Annotated in this window: 3 protein-coding genes; all 3 read right to left on the bottom strand. The window is 34.2% G+C overall.

Annotated elements, in window-relative coordinates:
• Positions 1–97: 97 nt before the first annotated feature.
• The 3 genes from GOQ24_RS08700 to GOQ24_RS08690 all read right to left on the bottom strand — a co-directional run bounded on the left by GOQ24_RS08700 (position 98) and on the right by GOQ24_RS08690 (position 2,085).
• Entirely contained in the window at positions 98–322 is a 225-nt protein-coding gene (locus tag GOQ24_RS08700; RefSeq protein ID WP_155091648.1) for a twin-arginine translocase TatA/TatE family subunit, read from the bottom strand.
• Between the two features lie 246 nt (positions 323–568).
• On the bottom strand, positions 569–1,639 hold the full coding sequence (locus GOQ24_RS08695; RefSeq protein WP_160339491.1) for an alanine racemase: 1,071 nt from the start codon (positions 1,637–1,639) through the stop codon (positions 569–571).
• Between the two features lie 2 nt (positions 1,640–1,641).
• Complete coding sequence (locus GOQ24_RS08690) at positions 1,642–2,085, bottom strand: GNAT family N-acetyltransferase (protein ID WP_155091650.1); 444 nt, start codon at positions 2,083–2,085, stop codon at positions 1,642–1,644.
• Positions 2,086–2,295 lie beyond the last annotated feature (210 nt).

Raw genomic sequence — 2,295 nt, 5'->3', positions numbered from 1 at the left:
TGCACCTTGAAGATAATTATTTTTGAGGACAAACAATGAAAAAACCCCGCCTTTTTTAGACGGGGTTTTGTTTTTTAGGCTTTTTAGACAGCCTCTTTTAGTCTTGTTTTGCTTTCTGCTCTTGATTTGAATCACTGTGTTGATTCTGTGCAGTAGTAGCATTTGATTCGCGAGTAGCTTGTTTAAACTCTTTAATTCCTGTTCCAAGTCCTTTCATTAATTCGGGGATTTTCTTTCCGCCAAACAAAAGTAAAGCGATTGCAACAACGACTATAAGCTCAGAGGGTGCTACTCCTCCTAAAGGGATAATTGTTTGAATCATTGTAAAAAAACTTTTTGATTGAGGTTAACAAAAGTAAAAGGCATTGGGCTTTGCTTGATTTTTTTTAACCTAAGTTTTAGATAGTTGTTCCTTTTGGTATCTAATTAATACTCTTGTAAGTAGTGCAAATTCTTTACAGGGAATTGTGCTTATTTACAGATTGCTTGTTAAGGTCTTTACTGATTTTAGTGCATAAAAAAAGCTCACACCAATAATTTATTGATGTGAGCTGTAAAAGAAGGTATATTAAATTATTTCTTTTTCTACGTAGTCAGAATTCATGATTCTCAGAATTCCCATGTAATCCATGTGAAAGGGAATGGTATCTCCAACTTTTAATTTCTTTGGATTTTGTCCCAAATCAATGACAATCATATCTGAACTTGCCCCGACAATCTCGATATCAGGCCATAGAGGAGTGATGTGTTCAATGTCGATGTCAAGTAGTCCTAAATCGATAATAGCTCTGTAATTGGTGCTATCTTCCCATTCGGGATTAAAACTAACTTTCTCGCCAGTCATATTTAGACCTACTTCTCCTTCAGGCATCATTGGTTTTTCATGTAGTTCAATGATTTCCGTGTGAAGCTTAAAGACGTTCTGCTTTAAGTTCTCATAGCAAGACCCGTCATAAGCATTGGTTCCCATAAATAGACTCTCTCCGATTCTAAAATGGTTAATAGCCTTTGGGATACTGCTATTCATAATCAGAGGAATTGTCACAGAGGCTCCTCCAGAGATATAGGGAATTGTCTTGTTAAATCTCAGCTCAAGCACTTCCTTGTAGAGGGTGATTTGAATGAGTTTGTCATTATTGGGTAATATTCCATACATACAAGTAAGATTTGCACCTAATCCAATGATTTGGATATTTGGCAAGTTGAATACTTGCTGGTAAAAATCGATGAGATCTTCCCTTAAAACACCTTCCCTTAACTCACCGAGTTCAACCATAATTACCACTTTGTGGTGTTTGTTCTGTTTAACTGCTTCTTGAGAGAGAAGTTTAATAGTTTCAAGTTCTGTGTTAAAGCTTATGTCGGCAAACTCAACAATTTCATCAATGCTGCCATTTGGAGCGGGCTTGATGTAAATGGTTTCTACCTGATCATTGATAGCTTTGATTGCCTTTAAATTTGATACTCTTGAGTCGCAAATTTGCTTTATATCTAAAGAGAGAACCTCTCTTAAAAAGATTTCGTTTCCACAAAGTAATTTTCCAACAACAGCCCATTGGATATTATTATTTTCAAAAAGTTGGTCAAGTTGTTCGAAATTGTGCTTTAACTTGTTTTTGTCTAAAGTTATAAAAGCCATGATTACTTTGTTAAGCGCATTTCAATGTATTTTTTTTCAAATCCTTGTCTTTCATACAAGTTTTGTGCTGGATTATCAGCATCAACATGCAATGCAATAGATCCTTTGGCCTCTTGTTTTATGCGTTGGATCAATTGGGAGCCTATTCCTTGGCCTCTTTCCTTGGAGTCAGTTGCAATATAAACTAATATATGTTCAGGTATAAAACCTTCCATTAGCGTATTTAAAACAACAGTAATACCGACAATTTTGTCTTGTTGATTGGTAGCTACCAATAAGAATCCTCCAGGTTTGTTATCTTTTTCAAGAGCGTAGTCTATAGCCTTTAAAATGTCTTGCTTTTTGTCGCCATATTGCTCTAAATGCAGATTTAGAAAATCAGCATACAGGTTAATTTCGTCATTGTTAATCTTGTTTTGTTTGTCAATTTTTTTAATGCTTAGCATATAAATTATTTTTTGCTTACTCCATACACCTTAAGCTGCAAAATATGTTTGATTATTCAATGTATTTTGTAGTTGTAAGCCGGTTATTAAAACAGTGTATTTCTACAAATTTAATAAAAAATGCCTTTTGATTCAAATTTTTAGCTTTTTAAGTGGATTTGTTGCATAAAATGACGTTAAAAATTAAGTTTTGATACACTATGATTAACC

This window comes from Myroides sp. LoEW2-1 (genome assembly GCF_009767705.1).
In the GTDB taxonomy this organism is placed as follows: domain Bacteria; phylum Bacteroidota; class Bacteroidia; order Flavobacteriales; family Flavobacteriaceae; genus Flavobacterium; species Flavobacterium album_A.
Note: the sequence above shows the minus strand (reverse complement) of the source record. Positions and strands in the feature narration are given on the sequence as shown.

What these genes read in the sequence shown, in the direction of transcription:
- GOQ24_RS08690 (WP_155091650.1), bottom strand. Translation starts at nt 2,085, where the DNA reads ATGCTAAGCATTAAAAAAATTGACAAACAAAACAAGATTAACAATGAC.
- GOQ24_RS08695 (WP_160339491.1), bottom strand. Translation starts at nt 1,639, where the DNA reads ATGGCTTTTATAACTTTAGACAAAAACAAGTTAAAGCACAATTTCGAA.
- GOQ24_RS08700 (WP_155091648.1), bottom strand. Translation starts at nt 322, where the DNA reads ATGATTCAAACAATTATCCCTTTAGGAGGAGTAGCACCCTCTGAGCTT.